Source organism: Erythrobacter rubeus (assembly GCF_014705715.1).
Taxonomy (GTDB): domain Bacteria; phylum Pseudomonadota; class Alphaproteobacteria; order Sphingomonadales; family Sphingomonadaceae; genus Erythrobacter; species Erythrobacter rubeus.
The window spans coordinates 574,383-594,996 of the sequence record NZ_JACXLC010000001.1; the positions used below are offsets into that span (position 1 = coordinate 574,383).

Here is a 20,614-nt window from a genome sequence, read left to right on the forward strand (position 1 = left end):
TGCCTGTCTGCCCTCTGAATGGCGCTGCCTGTTGATGGCGCGCCATTGTTGTTCGGGGACACCGATCTGCGGGCGCTTGCCCAAGGATGGCTGCGGTGCAATCTCGGTCCGATGGCAAAGCTCTATTTTTACTATTCCAGCATGAATGCAGGGAAATCGACCACCCTGCTGCAGGCCGATTTCAACTACCGCGAACGGGGCATGAAGACGATGCTCTGGACCGCGGAACTCGATACCCGGTCGGAAGGGATGGTGCGCAGCCGCATTGGCCTCGAAGCGGAAGCGCGGCTTTACGCGCCGACCACCGACTTGTGGTCGGCGATAAGCGCTGTGCACGCGGACACGCCGCTCGACTGCGTTCTGATCGATGAAGCGCAATTCTTGACCAAAGAACAGGTCTGGCAGCTGGCACGGCTCGCAGACGAGGCGGGCATCCCGGTGCTTTGTTATGGCATCCGAACCGATTTTCAGGGCGAGTTGTTTCCGGGCTCGGCGGCACTGCTGGGGATTGCGGACGCGTTGGTCGAGCTCAAGGCCGTGTGCCATTGCGGGCGCAAGGCGAGCATGAATTTGCGTGTCGATGAACACGGGAAGCCGGTTGCCGAAGGCGCGCAGACCGAAATCGGCGGCAATGATCGCTATCTGGCGCTTTGCCGCAAACACTTTAGCGAGGCGCTCGCATGACGAAGCCCGATACCTTATCTCTGTCTGCAGTGCTCGAGAGCGGGCAGGTACGCATAGAGCCGTTTGCGCAGCACCATGTGGAACCGCTGAGAGCCGCGTGCGCCGAAGATCCCGACATCTGGCAGATTTATCCGGTCAACATGCTCGGCGAGGATTTCGACAAGGCGATGGCGGCTTTCCACTCGCTCGACAGCTGGGTGCAATTCGCACTCATCGATACTCAGGCGGATCGGCTGGTCGGGATGAGCAATTACATCAACCCGGACGCATTTGGCGTGGTCGAGATCGGCGGAACCTACATTGCGCCATCGGTCAGGGGGACCGGTTTTAACACCGTGATGAAAAAGTTGATGATCGACCACGCGTTTGCCTGCGGCTTCACCAAGGTCGAGTTTCGGGTCGATACGCGCAACAAACGCTCGATGGCGGCGGTGCTGAAGCTTGGGGCGCAACAGGAAGGCGTGCTGCGTCAGAACCGCGTCACCTGGACGGGATACCGGCGGGATACAGCGGTTTTCGGGCTTTTGCCGGACGAATGGGCTGGCTGACCGAGCCAGCCGTCCCTACTTACTCACCATGCTGCAAACACTTACACTGGCGCTAGTCCTCATACCGTGCCTCGTCATTGCAATCGTGTTCCACGAAGTGGCGCATGGATACGTGGCAAAGCTGCTAGGCGATAACACCGCGAGCGAGCAGGGACGGTTGACGCTGAATCCGATCCCCCATGTCGACCCGGTCGGGACCTTGCTGGTCCCCGGAATGCTCGCGCTTTTCGGAGGGCCCGTCTTCGGCTGGGCAAAGCCGGTGCCCGTAAACCAGCGGCGGCTCGACAATCCGCGTTACGGCATGATGGCAGTGGCTGCGGCGGGGCCGGGCATCAATTTCGTCATCGCTTTCGTTGCGGCAGTGCTGTTCGGACTGTTTGCCCCGGCCGGCGTGGGTTTCGGCACCAGCGAAACTTCGTCCATGATCCTGGTCGATGCCGCAGGCGATTTCCGCCCGCTCACGACGATGCTGTTCTACTCGATGCTCATCAATGTCTTTCTGGGCCTATTCAACCTCCTGCCGATCCCGCCCTTCGACGGATCGCACATCGTCGGCGGTTTGCTCCCCAGGTCCGCGCGTGCTCAGTGGCAGAAATTGCAGCAGGTCGGTATGTTCCTGCTGATCGCGCTGATCGCCGCAAGCTGGGCGTTCGGCACCGGCTGGATTTCCCAGTTCATCATGCCGCCCGTGGAATGGGCGATGGATTATTATCTGGGCGTGGCCGAATTCGTGTCGGGCAACTAGGCGCCGCTGACCGCGTCGATGAAGCGCGCTTGGGGGTGCTTTGCCAACAACTCCTCGAGCCAATTCTCTCGCTCAGCTTTGTCAACGCAGGCGACGATGCAGCCGCCAAATCCGCCGCCGGTCAGCCGCGCGCCGACCGCCCCAAGCTGGACTGCGCTGTCCACCAGCGCATCGATGTCTGGGAGGGACATTTCGAACAGGTCGCGCATCGAGATGTGGCTTTCATTCATCGCCGCGCCGAATGACGCGATATCGTTAGCGTCCAGCGCGGCAATGGCGGTGTGAACGCGCGCGTTCTCGGTCATACAGTGAAGCGTGCGTCTCTTGGGAGCGTCTTCGAGATCGGCAGACTCGACTGCTTCCAGGCTGAGGAGGCAAAGATCATTGGTCCCGAAATACCTTTTCGCCGCGTCGCACTCGTTCTTGCGCGCGGCGTAGCGCCCGTCCGTCAGCTTGCGCGTGACCCCCGAATGGATAACGACCATTTCGTGTGTTTGAGGCAGGGGGACCAGGCCGTATTCGAGCTTCTTAGTGTCCAGCGCCATCGCCGTGCCAGGCGATGCCAATGCAACCGCCATCTGGTCCATGATGCCGCACGGCACGCCCATGTAATCGTTCTCGACGCGCCGGGCTGCGATGGCCAGGTCGATATCGCTGGGGCCGCCCGGACCAAGCGCCCGCGCGGCTTTGAGCACGGCGACGATGAGCGCAGCCGACGATGAAAGACCCGACCCCTCCGGGATAGTCGAAGCCACATCAAGCGCCGCGCCGCCATCGAGCAATCCCATCGAATTGGCCTCGCGCAAGGCTCCGACGCAGGGGTCGGCCCACTCGCCAACTGCGTCGTCGGCAAGATCGCGAATTGCGGGGGCATCGTAATTGTTCGAGCTAACGGCGACGACGCTGTCGCCGCGCGGCGAGAGCGTAACTTCGAGCCCGACGGCGAGCGCCGCGGGGAGCACCATGCCGCCATTGTAATCGGTGTGCTCTCCGATGAGATTGACGCGGCCCTGCGCGCGGGCGGTAACGGTTGGGCCCCCGGTCATAGCTCTCTCAGGGCAATCGCCGCTGCCTCGGGCATGACATCGACGGTAAAGGTGCCGCTGTGCTGCTCGACCGAGGCCAGGTACTTCATGCGCCCCGGTGCGCGAAGGAGCGGATAGAACTGGACGGTGAAGTGGTAGCCCGCCGATCCACCGGACGGCGCGGCGTGAAATGCCATCATCGTGGCGGCAGGTTGCTCGAACAAAATGTCGTACCGGCGCGTGACTTCGCCAAGCCATTCGGCGAGTGCCTCCAACTCCCCATCGGTGCAGTCCCAAGGCCCTTCGCGGCGGATGCGCGGGGCAAGCCAGACTTCGTAAGGGAAACGGGCAAAGCGCGGCACGAATGCTGCAATACCGCCCGCCTCTCCGATCCCGTAGTCCGGCATCGCCGTGGTGATCTCGCTTGCAAGATCGTATCCGCTCGCGAAGGCGTCTGCAGCGCGCTGCTGGACGAGCGGCACGCGCTCGAAACCGTAGATTTGGCCATGGGGGTGATGCAAGGTCACGCCCACTTCGTCACCGCGATTTTCGAACGGCAGCACGTATCCGCATCCATTCGCGAACAGTGTTTCATAGCGATCGATCAGCGCACCGATCAGCACCTGTCGCCGGTCGGTGCCGATGGTGTGAAGATTGCCCTGTGCCTCGGGCCCATACACCACGACATCGCAGGCGCCCTTCGCTGGTTCGGTGGCGACCCCAACCATATCGGCGGCGTCCGACGCGGAGGGATGAAAGGCAGCAAACTTGTTCTCGAAGATCGCCAGTTCGAAATCCTCGAACGGTATCTCGGTCAGCGGGCCACCGGGCAGGGTCGGCGCAAGCGGATCTTCGGCTGCGGAAGGCTTGAAGGTGCGGTTCTGGCGGTGCGCGGCGTAGACATTCCATTCATCCCGGAGCGGATGGTGACGGATTTCACCGCCCTGCGCGATGTCGTCCAAACTCTCTGCTTGTAGGGTGGCGCTGTGAGGATCATGACCGTAGAGGTGCAGCATCCGGCCATCGGCTTTACGATGATCGCGGCGGAAGATCTCCTTCCCCCCGAGCGAGCGCGGCAAACGAACAGCTGAGGTCACGCAGTGACCTTTAGCTGAGCGAACCAATCGCGGACGCGTGCTTGCGCTTCCTCGTCCAGATGCAGGCGCAGTTTGCTGCGGCGCCAGAGGACGTCTTCCGCTGTCTTCGCGAACTCATGCTCGACGAGATATTCGAGCTCGCGCGCATACAGGTTGCCGCCAATGTGGGGGCCGAGGTCGTTCAGCCCTTGAGCATCGCCGATCACTGTGGTGATCCGTGTGCCGTAAGCGCGCCCCATCCGGCTGACCGCGCCTTCAGGAAGCCATGGGAACCGCCGTGCTGTTTCCGCGAGGAATTCATCGAAACGCTGCGGATCGATATCGCCGCCGGGCAGGTCCTTCGATGCGGTCCAGGACGCTCCGGGAACTTGCAGCTTTTCGAGCGCATGTTCGGCGAGTTTGCGATAGGTCGTAATCTTGCCTCCGAACACTGAGAGCAAGGCCGGCGCCCGATCGTCCGCCCCGCGGTCAAGCTCGAAGACGTAATCGCGGGTGACTGTCGAATTGGAAGCCGACTTGTCATCGTAGAGCGGTCTTACACCGGCGTAGCTCGCGACTGCCTGATCGGGCGAAACATCGACGCGCAAATATTCGTTGGCCGCATCGCAGATATACGCTGCCTCTTCCGCTGAAATATCGATGCCGGTCGGATCGCCTTCGAACCCTTGATCGGTTGTCCCAACCAGCGTGAAATCGCGCTCGTAGGGGATCGCGAAGATGATGCGATCGTCCTTGTTCTGGAAGATGTAGCAGTGATCGCCTTCGAAAAGCCGGGGGAAGATCAGGTGGCTGCCTTTGACGAGGCGCAGGTTCTCGTGATGCGATCCTGGCACCGCCCGGCCAAGCACCTTGTCGACCCACGGGCCCGCCGCGTTCACTACCATTCGGGCGGAGATATGCTCTTCCCCGGAATCGCCGCGCAAGGTTGCTGTCCATGCCTTCGGTCCGCGCTCCAGATTGGTGCATTCCGTGCGGGTACGGATAACGGCCCCATGTTCCAGCGCGTCGAGGCAGTTGAGCACTACGAGGCGCGAATCCTCGACCCAGCAATCGGAATATTCGAAACCCTTGGTCAGCCGGTCTTCGAGGACGCAGGCGTGCGGTTCCTCGCGGAGATTGAGCGTGCGGGTCGGCGGCAGCAGCTTCCGTCCGCCCAAGTGGTCATACATGAACAGGCCGAGCCGCAGCATCCAGCTGGGACGGAGACCCTTGTCGTGCGGTAGAACGAACCTGAGCGGCCAGATGATGTGGGGCGCGATTTGCAGCAGCCGTTCGCGTTCGATCAGGCTTTCGCGCACCAATCGGAATTCCAGGTGCTCCAGATAGCGCAGGCCGCCATGCACCAGCTTGGTCGATGCGCTGGATGTGTGGCTCGCGAGATCGTCCTTTTCGACGAGCAATACCTTAAGTCCGCGGCCCGCTGCATCGCGGGCGATGCCGGCACCGTTTATTCCCCCGCCGATCACCAGCAGGTCGTATGGGGTGTTGTCGCTATCGTTCATTCGCAGGCTTCTAGATGATAGATCAGGCACGTATCGGGGAAAGTGAGCGGCGGCTGCATACCATGAGTCATCAGCGCTGCACCTGAAAAAACATGGCCATCGCCGCCGAGATCGGCTGCGTCGAGGATCGAGGGCGTGCTGATCGAAGGGTTATGCTGCGGCCAGACGAGCCGGACGCGGTAACGCCGCGCATCATCGAGCCCGCCAAAAACAATACGCTGCGGAAGGGTGGTAAGCTCGGTATCGAGTACCGCATACGAAAACAGCGCCTCGCTGCGATCATGCGCCACCGTCCCGACAAGGTTCGTGCTTTTGGCCGATGCGAGCCGGTGGAACCGTCCTTCGTGGATCAGGTTGCGGTGTTTCTTGTGCAGAGCAATTCCAGCCTTGAGCACGGCGAGATCGGCGTCATTTTCCGCGCGCAGATCGAGCTCCATCCCCATGTGACCCAGCATCGCGGTTCCCACCCGAAACGCCATGTCGAACCGCCGACCGGTGATGTGGCATTTGCGCGGTCCGACATGATTGCCCAGCGCCCATAGCGGGAAGAAATGGCTGGCACCGCGCATGATTTCATGCCGCTTTCGCGCGTCGTTATTATCCGAAGTCCAGATACGGTCGGCGCTGCGCATGATGCCGAAATCCGCACGCGCTCCGCCCGATGAGCAAGTCTCGATTTCCAGCTCGGGATGCGCAGCGCGCAGATCGTCCATCAGGGCATAGACCGCTTGCGTTTGCCTGCGCATCTCGGGCCTGCCGCCACTGCCGGGGACATGCGTGTCGCGGTTCATATCCCACTTGATGTAATCGATTTCGTACTCGCCAACGAGCGCGCTCATCCGCTCGAAAAGGTATTCGCGCACTTCTGACCTGGTCAGGTCTAGCGTCAGCTGGTTTCGTGATGGGATGGGCTCGACACCGTCGACGCCCAGGACCCAATCGGGATGTGCTCTGAACAGGTCGCTGTCGGGATTGACCATTTCCGGTTCGAACCAAAGCCCGAATTCCATTCCGAGTTCTCGAACTCGGTTTACGAGCGGATGGAGACCCTGCGGATAAATGTCTCGTGAGACCCACCAATCGCCAAGACCTGCTCCATCATGGCGCCGTGAACCGAACCAGCCGTCATCGAGCACAAACCGCTCCGCCCCGACTTCCGCTGCCCGCTCGGCAAGACCTATCAGCGTTGCCTCGTCATGGCCGAAATAAACGGCTTCCCAGGTGTTGTAGTGCACCGGACGCGGCTTCGATGTCGTGCGCCGACCGGCCGTTCCCTTCGACAGATAAGCATGAAACGCCTGGCTCGCTGTGTTCATCCCATTATTCGACCACGAAGTGAGGAAGTCAGGGGTTCGATAGCTTTCCCCTTTGGCCAGCCTGACTTCTCCAGGGAGAAGCAGCTCGCCTGCCTGTAGGTGAGCCAGAGTATCCGATGTCCGCTCGATCCGTAAACGATGGTTCCCGCTCCATGCGAGATGAAAAGCGAGCGCGGGTCCAGAGGTCTCCGTGGTTTCCGGCGCTGCGAGAATGCCGCCGGGGAAACTATGATGGCTGGTGCGCCCTGACCGGTTTTCACGGACAATGCTGCTTTGAAAAGCGGGGATTTCTTCGATGGCGAATTCACCTGCCCACTTGCCGGTGAAGCTCATAAAGCGCGTAAGTCGGACATCGAACGGGAGGCAAAGAGCGGCGCACCACTCGATATCGAGCTCGCCGTCGCCCTCGTTCTCGATCGTGGTCGCAGATTGCAGAATTCCGGTTTCGGGTTCGATTGATAAATCATGGCGAGCTGCAATCCCTGAATTCAAGTCGTTGCAGAAGATCGTGGCCGAGCCCGACCCTTCCAGCTCGACACTCGCAACCCTCAGATCGATTGCCCAATCGCGGCCCCTGCGGTGCGCCAGAAGGCCGGGAGCGCCAGACGCGCCCGTCGCAATTTCGTTCAGCAGAGAGCCGCGCAGCGGGACGGACGGGCTCCCGGGCGCATGTTGCCGCGTCGCCAGCAATGCCAGCTCGGAGCCGCTCGTTTGAGCGATATCGGCGCCTGCATACAGCATGACAGGCCGCTCCCCCGTCCGAGCCTCGATTACGACGAGCACACCGCCCGCGCGCAGTTCGATATAGCTGGGGAGGGCAGGGCGCAGCTTGGTCATTGCCCATCGCCATGCGGCAGTCCTTTCGTTAGGACAAGGCCGATCTAAGGGGAGCCTCATGAACACGATCCAGGTCGCGGTCTTCATCGCCATTACCGCGCTCATCGCGCTCGCAACCTATCTGCATGTCCGAGGGACCCGCAAAGGCCCGCAGAATGAGCGCGATTACTTCCTCGCTGGAGGTTCGCTCAGCTGGTATTTCGTTGCCGGCTCGATCACGCTCACCAACCTTTCGACCGATCAGCTGGTGAGCATGAACGGCAATCAGATGCTGCTTGTCGCCTGGTGGGAATTTGCCGCGGTTGCCGGGCTCTTCATTCTCGCCTTTGTGTTTCTGCCAGTTTACTACCGGGAGAACTGCACCACCACGACCGAACTCCTGCAAAAGAAGTTCGGTGACAGGAACATCCGTGCGCTGATCTCGGTGCTGTTTCTTGCAGGCAATCTCTTCATCTTTCTCCCGGCCATTCTTTACGGCGGATCGCGTTTCTTCCTGTCGATGCTGGACCTCGACGGGGGGATCGAGAACCTCATGATCTCCTCGATCATCCTCGCTACCATCGGAGCGGCCTATGCCGTGTTCGGCGGCCTGCGAGCGGTTGCCGTGTCGGACACTTATTCGGGCGTGCTTGTGCTCGGGCTGGCTATTCTGGTGGCCTATCTCGCGCTTGTGGCGATCGACTTCGATCTGTCGGGTATCCCGGCAGAGCGGCTTACGCTGATCGGCGATGATGACAGCGATATCCCGTGGCACACGCTGCTTACGGGCATGATCTTCATCCAGACCTTCTATTGGTCGACCAACCAGACCATCACTCAGCGCGCAATGGCTTCACCCAACATTCGCGAAGCGCAGAAGGGCGTGCTGGCAGCGGCAGGTATCCGCTTGCTGATCGTCCCGCTCATCGTCGTCGTACCGGGCATCGTCAGCTACAAGCTGTTCGGCGAAGTTCCGTCGGATGGAGCGTATGGAATGATCGTCGCGGAGGTCATGCCGGTGTGGCTGTCAGGTGCTTTTGCGGCGGCAATCGTCGCGGCGATCCTCACCAGTTTCAACTCGATCCTGAATGCCAGCGCCGCGCTTTATGTCTGCGATATCCATGAGGCCTATGTCCGCGAAGATGTGACGCGTGTCGGGAGGCTGGGTGCTATTGTGTCAGTCGTGATGAGCGTGCTTGCGCTCGCGCTCGTCCCGTTCTTCGCCACGCAGGAAAGCCTCATCAACACAGTGCAGCAGCTCTATGGATTGCTCTCGATGCCGATCCTTAGCGCTTTTATTGTTGGCCTTTGCTTCCGCAATGTGAAAGCCGCCGCCGCGATGATCGGTGTGGTCTTCGGCGTAGCGTTCTATGCGGTTTGGAGCATGTATTGGCAGCCAGCGCACTACATTCACGGGATGGCGGCGACGCTCATCCTGGCCGTCACGGTTGCCCTGGCGTCGAACCGGCTGGTCTTCGGACAGACTGCCGAACTGGCGATAGGCAGCCGCGACGCACAGCCGCGACCGGCATGACTGAAAAGAAGCCGCCTCCGCACGGTTGGATCATCCTCGACAAACCGCGCGGGCTTGGATCGACGCAGGCAGTTGCCGCCGTGAAGCGCAACCTGCGCGAAGGGGGTTACGCCAAAACCAAGGTCGGCCATGGCGGCACGCTCGACCCGCTCGCGGAAGGCGTGTTGCCGATCGCACTTGGTGAAGCCACGAAACTGGCGGGCCGAATGCTGGACGCCAGCAAGATTTACGAATTCACGATCCGGTTCGGGGAAGAAACGGACACGCTGGATACCGAAGGCGAGGTCGTGGAGCGCAGCGAGGAAAGACCATCCTTACCTGAGGTCGAGGCGGTGCTGCCGCAATTCACGGGTCCGATCGAGCAGGTCCCGCCTGCCTATTCTGCGCTGAAAGTCGATGGAAAGCGCGCATATGACCGGGCGAGGGCGGGCGAAGCGGTCGCGCTGAAAAAGCGCTCGGTCACGATCCACTCGCTTGAGGTATGCGTTGACGCGCATATGCCGGAAGAAATCACTTTCACCGCCCACGTTTCCAAGGGGACATATATCCGCTCTCTTGCGAGAGATATTGCCCGCGCTCTTGGAACCTGTGGGCACGTTACCTATTTACGCCGCATCAAGGCCGGCCCTTTTCTTCAAGATCAGGCGATTTCGCTGGACAATCTCAACGAAATCGGTAGTGGCGCGCCATTGAAAGACCTCCTCCTGCCGCTCGAGGCGGGGCTGGACGACATCCCGGCCCTCATCCTCGATCAGACTAGCGCGCAGGCGGTCCGTCAGGGCCGGGTCCTGTCTGAGCTGCCCCAACCATCCGGGCTTTACTGTGCGATGCTGGACAATGTGCCGGTGGCGCTCATGGAAATCATGGATGGCGCGGCGAAAGTCGTAAGGGGTTTCAACCTTCCCGATGTCGCTGAGTAGAAAGAGAATACCATGTCGGTAACTGCCGAAGAAAAAGCCAAGATCATCAAGGACCACGCCCAGGGTAAGGGCGACACCGGAAGCCCTGAGGTACAGGTAGCCATCCTGACCCAGCGCATCCGCAACCTGACCGATCATTTCAAAGGCAATCATAAAGACAACCATTCGCGCCGCGGCCTCTTGATGATGGTCAACAAGCGTCGCAACCTGCTCGCCTACCTCAAGAAAAAGGACGTCGAGCGCTACAACGCACTGATCCAGAAGCTGGGTCTGCGTAAATAAGAGTTTCGTGATCAAGGCGGCTCCAACGGGCCGCCTTTTTCGCATTTGGGCTCGCGAACATCCGGTTCGCGACCTTGGAGCAGACAGACGCTCCGTACCGGACCGGGCCGGCACACCCGGAAATCAGTAGGCCCCGCGATGCAATGTGGCAGGCGGGTTCAGAAGGAAAATCAATGTTCGACAAGAAAACCGTATCGCTGGAGTGGGGCGGGAAAACCCTCACTCTGGAAACAGGGCAGATCGCGCGTCAGGCAGACGGCGCAGTTCTGGCCACCTATGGCGAAACCGTGGTGCTGTGCGCAGTCACCGCCGCCAAATCCGTGAAGGAAGGGCAGGACTTCTTCCCGCTCACCGTTCACTATCAGGAAAAATTCTCCGCTGCCGGCCGCATCCCAGGCGGCTTCTTCAAGCGTGAAGGCCGCGCAACCGAAAAAGAGACGCTGACATCGCGTCTTATCGACCGTCCGTGCCGTCCGCTGTTCCCGGAAGGGTTCTACAACGAGATCAACGTGATCGCTCAGGTCCTGTCCTATGATGGTGAGACCGAGCCTGACATCGTTGCCATGATTGCTGCTTCGGCTGCGCTCACCATCTCGGGTCTGCCATTCATGGGTCCGATCGGTGCAGCGCGCGTCGGCTTCAACAATGAAGGCGAGTACGTCCTCAACCCGACCGTCGCAGATGCGCTGGGCGAAGACGGCAATCTCGACCTCGTCGTCGCTGCAACGCAGGACGCAGTGATGATGGTGGAATCCGAAGCGAAAGAACTCACCGAAGAGCAGATGCTCGGCGCCGTGATGTTCGCGCATGAGGAAAGCCGCAAGGTCATCGGCGCAATTATCGATCTCGCCGAACAGGCTGCCAAGGATCCCTGGGAACTCGATCCGGTCGAAGACAAGTCGGCTGCTTTGGAAGAGCTGCGCGGCGTCATTGGCGATGATCTGGCAGCAGCTTACAAGATTACCGACAAGAGCGACCGTCAGGACGCCGTGAACGCCGCCCGTGAAAAGGCACGCGATCACTATGCGGACCTCGCCGAGAGCGATCCGGCGGAACATATGGGCCGCCTCAAGCTCGTGAAGAAGCTGGAAAGCGACATCGTGCGCAAGGCGATCCTGAAGGATGGTCAGCGTATCGACGGCCGCAAGACCGACGAAGTTCGCCCGATCGAAGCCATGGTCGGCCTGCTTCCGCGCACGCATGGTTCGGCGCTGTTCACCCGCGGGGAAACGCAGGCGATCTGCACCACCACGTTGGGCACGAAGGACGCCGAGCAGATGATCGACGGTCTCGAAGGCCTGTCGTACAACAACTTCATGCTGCACTATAACTTCCCGCCCTATTCGGTCGGTGAAGTGGGCCGCTTCGGCTTTACCAGCCGCCGTGAGACGGGCCATGGTAAGCTTGCTTACCGCGCGCTCCACCCGGTGCTGCCCGATGCCGAAGAATTCCCGTACACGATCCGCGTGCTGTCCGATATCACCGAATCCAACGGTTCGTCCTCGATGGCGACGGTTTGCGGTGGCAGCCTCTCGATGATGGATGCAGGCGTTCCGCTGAAGCGTCCGGTTTCGGGCATCGCAATGGGCCTGATCTTGGAAGGTGATGATTTCACCGTCCTGTCCGACATTCTGGGTGACGAAGATCACCTTGGCGACATGGACTTCAAAGTTGCCGGTTCTGAAGAGGGCATCACCAGCCTTCAGATGGACATCAAGGTTGCCGGCATCACGCAGGAAATCATGGCACAGGCGCTTGATCAGGCGAAAGCCGGTCGTGCCCACATCCTCGGCAAGATGACCGAAGCTCTCAGCAGCTCGCGCGGTGAAGTTTCCAAGCACGCGCCGCGTATCGAAACGATGCAGATCGACAAGTCGAAGATCCGCGACGTCATCGGTACAGGTGGCAAAGTGATCCGCGAGATCGTCGCCGAAACCGGCGCAAAGGTCGATATCGACGACGAAGGCACGATCAAGATCAGCTCTTCGAATGCAGACGAAATCGCAGCCGCCAAGGCGTGGATCGAAGGCATCGTGGAAGAAGCCGAGGTCGGCAAGATCTACAATGGCAAGGTCGTGAACATCGTCGATTTCGGTGCGTTCGTGAACTTCATGGGCGGCAAGGACGGCCTCGTCCACGTTTCCGAAATGAAGAACGAGCGGGTCGAGAAACCGACCGACGTCGTGTCCGAAGGACAGGAAGTTAAGGTCAAGGTGCTCGAGATCGACAATCGCGGCAAAGTCCGCCTGTCGATGCGCGTTGTCGACCAGGAAACCGGCGAAGAGCTGGAAGACACCCGCCCGCCGCGCGAACCGCGTGGCGACCGCGGAGGTCGCGGCGGCGGACGTGGCGGTGATCGCCGTGGTGGCCGCGGTCGCGGACTCAAAGGCGGCGGAGACCGCGGCGGGCGCGACGGGGGCAATGATGGCCCCGCAGCAATGCCGGACTTCCTGAAGGACTAATCGTCGTCATAGCTAGCAAGAAACCCGCCGGGAGCGATCCTGGCGGGTTTTTTATGTCATGAAGTTGCAGAGTTCGGCACCAGGCCGGCAAGCATGCTATCAAGCGCAATGTTTTCGAGGAGACGCGCAATGGCTCAATATCGAAGCGAACTGCCGCAGCTTGGCAAAGATATTTTTCTCGCCGATGCAGGCATGGAAACTGACATAATCTTCAATCGCGGGATCGACATTCGCGAATTTGCTTCTCACACATTGCTGCCTGAACCCGTTGGGCGCGCAGCATTGGCGGATTATCTGCGCGGCTTTATCGAGCTTGCAGATAAGAAAGATCTTGGCCTGATCCTCGACGCACCAACGTGGAAAGCGCATACTCACTGGTCGGCGGATCTGAAGGAGGACGCGGCTTTTCTGAAAGAGGCCAATGCCGACGCAGTGTCGTTGGTAGCGCAATTGCGGTCCGAGGCGGGCAACAAAAAACCGATCATTGTCAACGCGCCGATCGGACCGCGCGGCGATGCCTATCGACCGGAAGAGGTTATCTCTGCGGAGGATGCCGCCGATTATTTTGCGGAGCAGCTAGGCTGGTTGGTGACCACGGAGGCCGACATGGCGACGGCTTTGACTTTCACCCAGTCAAGTGAAGCGACAGGGTTCTGCCGCGCCGCTGCGAGCCAGGGAATGCCCGCAGTGGTGTCGTTCACAGTCGAAACCGACGGACGTCTGCCCGATGGGCAGCCCTTGGACGAGGCGGTGGAAGCTGTCGATCACGGCTCCGACAACTATCCAACCTATTTCATGATCAATTGCGCGCATCCCGATCACTTCATGGATGCCGTCAGCGAAGGCGATTGGCGCAAGCGAATTCGCGGGATCCGCGCCAACGCATCGCGGATGAGCCATGCCGAGCTGGACGAAGCGCCTGAACTGGACGCAGGCGATCCGCATGAGCTCGGCCAGCAATATGTCGTACTGCGAGAGCGGATGCCGTGGCTGAACATTTTCGGCGGTTGCTGTGGTAGCGATGTGCGGCATATCGCTGAAATCGCCGACGCCGTGACCGCTTAACCCCTACAGAGCACAGTTTGTCGCTATGCTGTATTAAATCGGTAAAACACTCGCCATCCGCGCGCCGCAGCGAATGATGATAAGGTATTGCCGCGGCGACGAGTCGCGAGAGGAAGCCAACCGGGTCGCACGTTAAACTCAATCGGAGAACGTGTGATGAGCGAAGTAAATATGGAAAAACTTGAGGCCTTGGCAGGCAAGGTAATCGGCGATGTCGCTGGTGCCCTCAGCCTCTACATGGCCTATCTCGGCGATCAGACCGGGCTGTTCGATGCACTGGACGGAGAGGGGCGGCTTACCCTCGATCAGTTCGCGCAGAAGACCGGGAGAAATCCCAAATACCTGCATGAATGGCTCGGATCGGTTTGCGCCGCCGGATATGTGACACACCATCCCGAAGACGACACCTTTTCACTCAGTGAAGAGCAGGCGCTGGTATTCGGCCAAGAAGGGCAGCCTGCCTGCATGCAGGGCTTTATCATGGCGGTCGTGTCTCAATACGAAGAGCACGAGAAGGCAGTCGAAGTGTTCCGCAGCGGAAAGGGAAGACCGTGGGGCGATCATTCGAATTGCCTGTTCTGCGGGACCGATCGGTTCTTCCGCCCTGGCTACATGGCGAACCTGACCGAAAACTGGATACCGGCCCTGGGTGGTGTTGATGATAAGCTCAAATCGGGCGCGAAGGTCGCAGATGTGGGTTGCGGTCAAGGTTCGTCGACGATCCTGATGGCGGAAGCCTATCCCAATTCGCATTTCGTCGGCATCGACTACCATGAACCATCGATTGAGGAGGCGCGGCGCAGGGCGCATGCCGCCGGGCTCGACAATATCGAGTTCTCGGTCGCGACCGCGCAGGATTATCCGGGCGGCGATTTCGATTTCGCCTGCATATTCGACGCGCTGCATGACATGGGTGATCCGGTGGGCGCGGCGAGGCATGTTCGCGAAAGCCTGAAGGAAGACGGCACGTTCATGCTGGTCGAACCTATGGCCGGCGACAGCATGGCGGAGAACATGAACCCGCTTGGCCAGATCTTCTACGCGTTTTCGACGACGGTTTGCACACCCAATTCGGTTTCGCAGGACGTCGGCTTGGGCCTTGGCGCGCAGGCCGGCCAGAAGCGCCTTACCGAAGTGCTGAACGAAGCCGGTTTTGGCGAGGTCAAACGCGCCGCCGAAACGCCGACCAATATGGTCCTTGAAGCGACTGCGTGACTTTACAGCCTAGCCTGGTCTAGGGCCGGGCCATGCTTCCGCGCGAAACCATTGCCACCGCCTCCATACCGGGTAGCGAAAACACGCTGACGCTGATCAGCCATGGCCGTGATTTCGTCATCATGCTTGGCCGTGATGAATTGATGGGAACGCGCATGCAGTTCTCCGAAGAGCAATTGGCGCGGCTGACCATTGCGGAATTATCTGCGAAGACACCGCGCATTCTCATCGGCGGATACGGCATGGGCTTTACCTACCGCGCAGCGCTCGACGCGCTGTCTGAGAGTGCCGAAGTCCGCGTGGCTGAGATTGTGCCCGAGGTGCTCGAATGGGCGAGCGGTCCGCTGGCGGAACTCACCGGAGACACGCTCGAGGACCCGCGCGGCGATATTGTATTGTGCGACGTCGGCGCTTTGATCGACGATGCCAATGACGGCACCTGCGAGAAATACGACGCCATTCTGCTCGATGTCGATAATGGGCCGGACGGCGTCGTTCGCGACCCCAACGATCGCCTGTATACGCGCACGGGTCTCGCCAAGGCACGTGAGGCGCTAAATCCCGGCGGTATCCTCGCAATCTGGTCCGCTGCACCCGATCACAAGTTTACCCAGAGGCTAATTGGTGCAGGCTTTGACGTGGAGATGCGCGAGGTCAGAGCGCGACCGAACAACAAGGGTCCCCGGCACACGATCTGGTTCGCACGCCGGAAGTAGCCTGCAGAGCCCCTCCTTCGTCAAAACCCGTAGATCAGAGTGACGCGGCTGAGCGTGTCGGTCTCGACCGCGCCCGCCGGTGGATCGGTGTCGTGCTCGATCGCGTAGGAGAGCCGCACCTGGAAAGCGTCGGAGATTCCGGCCTGCAGCCCGGTTTCCGAAATGTAAGTGCTCGATCCGCTCTGGATGAAGGCGCTCGCGTCTTGCGTGAAGGCGATGTTCTCGGCGAGCTGCCAATCGAAATCCGCCTCGGCTAGCCCTGCCAGATTGTTTTCTGTCTCTCCGCCGATCCGCTCCGTGCGGCGCCATGCTGGGCCAGCTTTCAGGGACAGCGTCACGCTTTCTTCCGCGATAAGGTCATAGCCGAGGCCGCCAGAGATCGAGTAGCGCGCGGAGAAGCCCTGGAACCGGTCGCGCTCATACTGCGCAAGCGCAAAGGCAAAAAGGCGTTCCGAAATCTTGTAGTTTGGCTCGTACCGGGCAACGAATTGTTCACGCGTGGTAACGCCGTTCGACCGCTGGAAATCGGCCCGTCCCGATAATTTGTGGCGCCAGTCGATGCCCTCGCGGGTGAGAGCCAGGCCAGCCGTCACCCCGGTATTCGATGAATTGCCGGTGGAGCGGAAAGCGCCAAGCTCTCCTTCGCCCGACCAGTTCTCGAAGAGGCCGGCACTGCGAATGGCCTCTTCGTTGGCGGCTTCCTCTTCCGCCGCTGCCAGCGAAAGCTCCGCTTCGTACTCCGCCAATATCGCGTCGAATTCGGCTGCATCGTCGGGGTTGGTCTCGCGCGCGACCTCGATCACGGTGCGCACTTTCGCCTCGTCGCCGGAAGCGAGAGCGGCGTCGATCATCGCGCGGACCGGGTCAGGAATGTCGGCGTATGCTACGGTCGGAGCGAGGATTGCGAAGGCAGCCGCAGTGGTGGCAATCAAAGATGCTGGCTTAAACATCTTAGTCCCTCTCGATGCGCACTGCGCCCATGAAGTCCATCTTTCCGATCTGCACGCCGAGCATACGGGCGATCGAATAGGCGGCGCTTGTGTGGAAATAGAAGTTCGGCTGGCTAAAGCTGAGGAGGAAGTTCTCAACCGTGAAATCCATGCCGCGCTCCTTGAACTCGAACCGCATGGCCCGCCCGATCCAGCTTTCCATCTCCTCGTCTTTCAGCGCATTCATGACATCTCGCGCGTCCGACAGTTTCGCACGCAGTTCACCGAAGGTGCTTGGTGGTGGATTCAGATCGGGACTGTAAACGCCCTCGCGAACGGCTTCGATCGAGCCCGCAGTATGCTCCGCAACGCTTTTTATCTGATAGCAGAATGGCAGCATGTCATCGATCAGCTTCGCGCCCATGATCGCCGAATGGTCGCAGTCACGCTCGGCGCACCACTTCTCGGTCACGTCGAGCAGATGGTCGGCCGTGCCCAGCATCTGCAGGGCGCTCGGAACGTAAGCGGCGTGAAGCGAAAGGGGCATGTTTGTCTCCTGTGCGAGGGGATGTCGGAAAGGTCCAAGCAAAAGGCCCGCCGATAGCAACCGGCGGGCCTTCAGAATTCGAATGGTGGGTTCAGCGCACGCGCGGGCCGCCGAACGGCAAGGGAGGAGGCGGGCGGCGAGCACCGCGCGGCAGCTGTGCCTGATAGGCGCGGCCGCAATGCTCGACGCAATACGGGAAGCCGGGGTTCACGGCCTCTCCGCAGAAATGGAAATCGGGTTCGCCCGGATGCCCCATCGGCCAGCGGCAGACCTTGTCCGACAGATCGAGCAGGCTGGTCTTGTCGGCGATTTCGGGGCTCGGCTTCGCGGGCACGAGGCGCCGCGGCGGTGCAGGCGGGATCGGAGGCTGTTGGTCGCCTGGTCCCTGGCGCAGAAAGCCCCCGGGTCCGACCGATACGATTTTCGGGAGTTCGGGCGTCGGATTGGGAACCGGCTGCGAAGGCGATCCGTCATTCTTGGCCGGCGCATCTGCTTTGGTGCTCGTCGATGCAGCAGGCGATGGCGCAGGCCGGGAAGCGGGTTTTGCAGCTGGAGCCTTGGCCGCAGACGCCTTCTTGGTGTTCGCCGACGTTTTGCTCGCCGCTTTTTTGGCAGCTTTCTTTTTCTCGTTCGCCTTCACGGGGGAAGGCCGGGATTTGAGCCCCAGCCGGTGCGCCTTGCCGATTACGGCATTGCGGCTGACACCGCCCAATTCTTCGGCGATCTGGCTGGCGGTCGATCCGCCTTCCCACATCTTCTTGAGCGTAGCGATGCGCTCGTCAGTCCAGCTCATAAATGCCTATTCCGTTCTCAATTCTGTCCAAGTGTTCGGCTTGTCAGTCTCGGGCCAAGGCCCTAGGCGCCGAAGCCATGCAAAAGCAAGCTTCACGCAATTCCACTGCAGGCACCGTTTCGGACGCCGCTCCCGAGGAAACTGCAACCGGCGAGAGCATCCGGTTTCCCCCGCGCGGCGAGCCGGTGATCACCGGTATCAATCGCACGGGCTTGTTTGCGCTCTATATGAAGGAGGTGCGCCGGTTTCTCAAGGTGCAGACGCAAACGATTTGGGCTCCGGCGGTCACGACGTTGCTCTTTCTCGTCATTTTCACGGTCGCATTGGGCCGTGGGGGGCGCGAAGTTCTGGGCGTGCCTTTTGCGAGCTTCGTTGCGCCCGGACTGATTGTCATGGGCATGATGCAGAACGCGTTCGCAAACTCATCGTTCTCACTGCTTTCAGGCAAGATCCAAGGCACGATTATCGACCTGCTGATGCCGCCGCTTTCGCCCGGCGAACTCATGAGCGGTATCGTGCTTGCAGCGGTGACGCGGGCGATTGCCGTTGGCTGTGCAGTTGCGCTGGCCATGGTGTTATGGCCCGACGTGAGCCTTTCGTTCGCGCATGGCTGGGCGGTCGTCTGGTTCGGCCTGATGGGATCGGTGATGCTCGCCCTATTGGGGCTTGCCACGTCGATCTGGGCCGAGAAATTCGATCACAACGCGGCAATCACGAACTTCATCATTGCGCCGCTCTCCCTGCTGTCGGGCACATTCTACGTGCTCGATAATCTGGCGCCAACCTTTCAGGCGATCAGCCGCGCCAATCCGTTTTTCTACGTGATTTCCGGCTTCCGTTACGGGTTCCTTGGCGAAAGCGATATCGGAAGCTCCAACGATGTGATGATGGCTGCGATCGGCATCGGCATTTTCAATGCGGTCGTAGCCGTCGCGGTTTATCTGGTGCTGCGCTCCGGATGGAAGCTCAAGACCTGATCCGACGCTCTCCTGCGCCGATCAGTGGGTCAGGGAACGACGCATCCTGTAGCGGCCATCCTTGAACTGCTCGAACAGCTCGGAAACAGTCGGGTGATCCACCGGGCCGCGAACGGCGTCAGCCAGCAGGTTGCCCTGGCTGACATACGCTACGTAGCTCTCTTCCTCATTCTCGGCGAGGAGATGATAGAACGGCTGATCGCGGGGAGGACGGATATCCTCAGGGATCGACTGATACCATTCTTCGCTGTTCGCAAACACCGGATCGATATCGAAAACGACACCGCGAAAATCGAACATGCGGTGCCGTACGACATCACCGATTCCGAACCGCGTGCGCGTCTGCCGCGGCGCGTTGATCGTTCGGCCAGCCTGTGTCGAAAAGAACTCTGAGCGTTCCATAGCTTGGAGAATATGGACCTTGCGGACTGCAAAACAAGCAGGATCATCTTCGCAGGGCCAAGATATGCCCGATTTTTGTGATCAAACAGGTCTTGGCAAGCCGAAATGCCTGCGCTAACGCGCGCCCTTCCTGTCTGAGAAACGCCGCTGAAAACTTCGACCTTGCGGCTTGAAACAGGGACGCGGAGAGATGCCGGAGTGGTCGAACGGGGTAGTCTCGAAAACTACTGTGCCCTTACGGGTACCCAGGGTTCGAATCCCTGTCTCTCCGCCACTTCCTTATGGATGCAGCACTATCCGGTCGTCTATCGGGTCGTAGCGTATGTCGATCCCGGCATCACGGACCTGCTGGAAGGAAACGAGTTCGTTCGACGCAAGGCGCGAAGGCATACTTTGCGATGTTTCCGATTGGTTGAGCAGCGTCTGAAGCTCTTGTCCGCGAACGAAAATGCGCGCGTTCTGATCGATCGTCACAGTCATCGATCCGAGTTCTTTTCCCTCTGTAATCAGCGATTTGCGCACCTCTATGAGATCACTTCCCACTGGGACCTCGCCGCCTCCAGGCGATGATTGATCACTTAGATCAAAATCGATTGCGGCAAGCGACGGATCGCCGATGCTCAGAGATGCGCGTGATCCTGCGCCTGATTGATCTGCAATGGATTCGCTGGGCGCAGCCGCGGCCTGCGCCTGGGCGGAGTTTTGCGGACTTGTCGCCGTGGTGGCAGCGTTCTGTTGGGTCTCGGCATTCGTCTCGGACGTATTCTCAACCAGCGCCGGGAGCGCGAAACGCGAGACGGCGGACGCCAGAACGTCTGATCGTTGTATAAAATAGGGCAGCGAAGCTCCACCAATCAGCAGGATGATGGCGGCCGTCAGACAGGCGAATAGGAGCTTGTCCTCTCCGATACCTTTTTTGATTGGCGGCTGTTCCACCACACGATCCCCAGAGTTTTCGACCGGCGACAGCGCGCCTGAAAACGCGCCGTATAGCCCGATTTGGTTCCCATTTGTCTAACGAATTGGATCATTTCCGTCA

20 protein-coding genes and 1 tRNA gene are annotated in these 20,614 nt (G+C 60.2%); 12 read left to right on the plus strand and 9 right to left on the minus strand.

Translation table 11 applies throughout. The features are described from left to right. Positions 1–111 precede the first annotated feature (111 nt). The 3 genes from IB285_RS02815 to IB285_RS02825 are packed head-to-tail and all read left to right on the plus strand — an operon-like array spanning position 112 to position 1,977. Positions 112–684, plus strand: coding sequence for a thymidine kinase (locus IB285_RS02815; RefSeq protein ID WP_190786748.1), 573 nt, complete (start codon positions 112–114; stop codon positions 682–684). After that, entirely contained in the window at positions 681–1,232 is a 552-nt protein-coding gene (locus tag IB285_RS02820) for a GNAT family N-acetyltransferase (protein ID WP_190786749.1), read from the plus strand. The genes IB285_RS02815 and IB285_RS02820 overlap by 4 nt, the downstream gene beginning before the upstream one ends. A gap of 28 nt (positions 1,233–1,260) precedes the next feature. Then, positions 1,261–1,977 (plus strand): site-2 protease family protein, encoded by a 717-nt coding sequence (locus tag IB285_RS02825; protein ID WP_190786750.1) that lies wholly within the window; start codon positions 1,261–1,263, stop codon positions 1,975–1,977. Here the strand turns inward: IB285_RS02825 and galK are convergent. The 4 genes from galK to IB285_RS02845 are packed head-to-tail and all read right to left on the minus strand — an operon-like array spanning position 1,974 to position 7,754. Beyond that, positions 1,974–3,023, minus strand: a complete 1,050-nt coding sequence (gene galK / locus IB285_RS02830) for a galactokinase (RefSeq protein ID WP_190786751.1) — start codon at positions 3,021–3,023, stop codon at positions 1,974–1,976. The genes IB285_RS02825 and galK overlap by 4 nt on opposite strands. Beyond that, entirely contained in the window at positions 3,020–4,099 is a 1,080-nt protein-coding gene (locus IB285_RS02835) for a galactose-1-phosphate uridylyltransferase (RefSeq protein ID WP_190786752.1), read from the minus strand. The genes galK and IB285_RS02835 overlap by 4 nt, the downstream gene beginning before the upstream one ends. Then, a complete protein-coding gene (gene glpD, locus IB285_RS02840; protein WP_190786753.1) occupies positions 4,096–5,601 on the minus strand; it encodes a glycerol-3-phosphate dehydrogenase in 1,506 nt (501 codons plus the stop codon). Before glpD ends, IB285_RS02835 begins: the two co-directional genes overlap by 4 nt. Then, on the minus strand, positions 5,598–7,754 hold the full coding sequence (locus IB285_RS02845; RefSeq protein WP_190786754.1) for an alpha-galactosidase: 2,157 nt from the start codon (positions 7,752–7,754) through the stop codon (positions 5,598–5,600). The genes glpD and IB285_RS02845 overlap by 4 nt, the downstream gene beginning before the upstream one ends. Before the next feature lie 58 nt (positions 7,755–7,812). On the opposite strand from IB285_RS02845, the gene IB285_RS02850 reads away from it, so the two are divergent. The 7 genes from IB285_RS02850 (at position 7,813) to IB285_RS02880 (ending at position 15,927) form a co-directional block, all read left to right on the plus strand. Next, positions 7,813–9,267, plus strand: a complete 1,455-nt coding sequence (locus tag IB285_RS02850; protein WP_190786755.1) for an SLC5 family protein — start codon at positions 7,813–7,815, stop codon at positions 9,265–9,267. Further along, a complete protein-coding gene (truB, locus tag IB285_RS02855) occupies positions 9,264–10,187 on the plus strand; it encodes a tRNA pseudouridine(55) synthase TruB (RefSeq protein WP_190786756.1) in 924 nt (307 codons plus the stop codon). Before IB285_RS02850 ends, truB begins: the two co-directional genes overlap by 4 nt. 12 nt (positions 10,188–10,199) lie before the next feature. Further along, the gene (rpsO, locus tag IB285_RS02860) at positions 10,200–10,469 is read left to right on the plus strand and encodes a 30S ribosomal protein S15 (RefSeq protein WP_190786757.1); all 270 of its coding nucleotides are present in this window, start codon (positions 10,200–10,202) and stop codon (positions 10,467–10,469) included. A gap of 173 nt (positions 10,470–10,642) precedes the next feature. Then, complete coding sequence (gene pnp / locus IB285_RS02865; RefSeq protein ID WP_190786758.1) at positions 10,643–12,931, plus strand: polyribonucleotide nucleotidyltransferase; 2,289 nt, start codon at positions 10,643–10,645, stop codon at positions 12,929–12,931. 129 nt (positions 12,932–13,060) lie between these two features. Beyond that, positions 13,061–13,996 (plus strand): homocysteine S-methyltransferase family protein, encoded by a 936-nt coding sequence (locus IB285_RS02870; protein WP_190786759.1) that lies wholly within the window; start codon positions 13,061–13,063, stop codon positions 13,994–13,996. Positions 13,997–14,152: 156 nt separating this feature from the next. After that, positions 14,153–15,211 carry a class I SAM-dependent methyltransferase gene (locus tag IB285_RS02875; RefSeq protein ID WP_190786760.1) on the plus strand — a complete coding sequence of 353 codons (1,059 nt, stop codon included), beginning with the start codon at positions 14,153–14,155 and terminating at the stop codon, positions 15,209–15,211. A 32-nt stretch (positions 15,212–15,243) separates the two neighbouring features. Beyond that, on the plus strand, positions 15,244–15,927 hold the full coding sequence (locus IB285_RS02880; protein WP_190786761.1) for a spermidine synthase family protein: 684 nt from the start codon (positions 15,244–15,246) through the stop codon (positions 15,925–15,927). 20 nt (positions 15,928–15,947) lie between these two features. Here the strand turns inward: IB285_RS02880 and IB285_RS02885 are convergent, their stop codons facing one another. The 3 genes from IB285_RS02885 to IB285_RS02895 form a co-directional block, all read right to left on the minus strand. Further along, complete coding sequence (locus IB285_RS02885) at positions 15,948–16,877, minus strand: DUF481 domain-containing protein (protein ID WP_190786762.1); 930 nt, start codon at positions 16,875–16,877, stop codon at positions 15,948–15,950. 1 nt (position 16,878) lies between these two features. Continuing rightward, positions 16,879–17,403 (minus strand): DUF1993 domain-containing protein, encoded by a 525-nt coding sequence (locus IB285_RS02890; RefSeq protein ID WP_190786763.1) that lies wholly within the window; start codon positions 17,401–17,403, stop codon positions 16,879–16,881. Between the two features lie 91 nt (positions 17,404–17,494). Continuing rightward, on the minus strand, positions 17,495–18,196 hold the full coding sequence (locus IB285_RS02895; protein WP_190786764.1) for a GcrA family cell cycle regulator: 702 nt from the start codon (positions 18,194–18,196) through the stop codon (positions 17,495–17,497). Between the two features lie 77 nt (positions 18,197–18,273). On the opposite strand from IB285_RS02895, the gene IB285_RS02900 reads away from it, so the two are divergent. Then, positions 18,274–19,173: an ABC transporter permease gene (locus IB285_RS02900; RefSeq protein WP_190786765.1), complete on the plus strand. Its 900-nt coding sequence runs from the start codon at positions 18,274–18,276 to the stop codon at positions 19,171–19,173. Between the two features lie 21 nt (positions 19,174–19,194). Here IB285_RS02900 and hspQ read toward each other — a convergent pair whose 3' ends face one another. Then, on the minus strand, positions 19,195–19,575 hold the full coding sequence (gene hspQ, locus IB285_RS02905; RefSeq protein ID WP_190786766.1) for a heat shock protein HspQ: 381 nt from the start codon (positions 19,573–19,575) through the stop codon (positions 19,195–19,197). Positions 19,576–19,759: 184 nt separating this feature from the next. On the opposite strand from hspQ, the gene IB285_RS02910 reads away from it, so the two are divergent. Continuing rightward, positions 19,760–19,849: transfer RNA gene (locus IB285_RS02910), tRNA-Ser, on the plus strand. Between the two features lie 5 nt (positions 19,850–19,854). Here the strand turns inward: IB285_RS02910 and IB285_RS02915 are convergent. Next, complete coding sequence (locus IB285_RS02915; protein ID WP_190786767.1) at positions 19,855–20,511, minus strand: hypothetical protein; 657 nt, start codon at positions 20,509–20,511, stop codon at positions 19,855–19,857. Positions 20,512–20,614: the final 103 nt, after the last annotated feature.